1 protein-coding gene is annotated in these 606 nt (G+C 62.5%); it reads right to left on the reverse strand.

The window, feature by feature from the left end; translation table 11 throughout:
- The coding region (locus tag J1M86_RS25470; protein WP_032375677.1) for a recombinase family protein at positions 1-547 on the reverse strand (547 nt) is incomplete at its 3' end.
- Positions 548-606 lie beyond the last annotated feature (59 nt).

The following is a 606-nucleotide window of genomic DNA, read 5'->3' on the forward strand; positions in this document are numbered from 1 at the left end:
ATTTCAAGTGCCGGTACAGCGTCGATCGCGACACTCCGAGCACTTCTCGGATGTCGGTGAGTGACATTCCGCCGGTGCGCATTCGCTTCGCTTGTTTGATTTGCGTCCCGGACATCGCCGGTGGTCGGCCACCGAGTCGCCCTTGGGCGCGTGCCACCGCCAGTCCGAGGTTGGTGCGTTCGCGGATGAGGTTGCGTTCGAATTCCGCCAACGCTCCGAAGATGGAGTAGATCAGCTTTCCGCCGGAGGTGGTCGTGTCGATCGCTTCGGTCAGCGAGCGGAATCCGACGCCATCGACGTCGAGCTGCTCGACCGTTTCGAGGAGATGGGGGAGTGATCGCCCGAGACGGTCGAGTCGCCACACGACCAACGTGTCGCCGCGCCGCAGATGCGAGAACAGATCCGACAGCTGCGGCCGAGACGTCGTCGCACCCGACGCAGTTTCCGTCCACACTCTCGAACACCCGGCAGCGCTCAAAGCTTCGCTCTGCGCGTCGGCGCTCTGATCGGTCGTCGACACCCTCGCGTAGCCCAGAAGTTCTCCCACAGGGTCGAGTGTGTCACAACTCGTCGTAGGGACACATTTCGGCGTGTCGGTTTTGAACA

Origin of the sequence: Rhodococcus sp. KRD197, from assembly GCF_017168235.1 — a bacterium.
Lineage (GTDB): Bacteria > Actinomycetota > Actinomycetes > Mycobacteriales > Mycobacteriaceae > Rhodococcoides.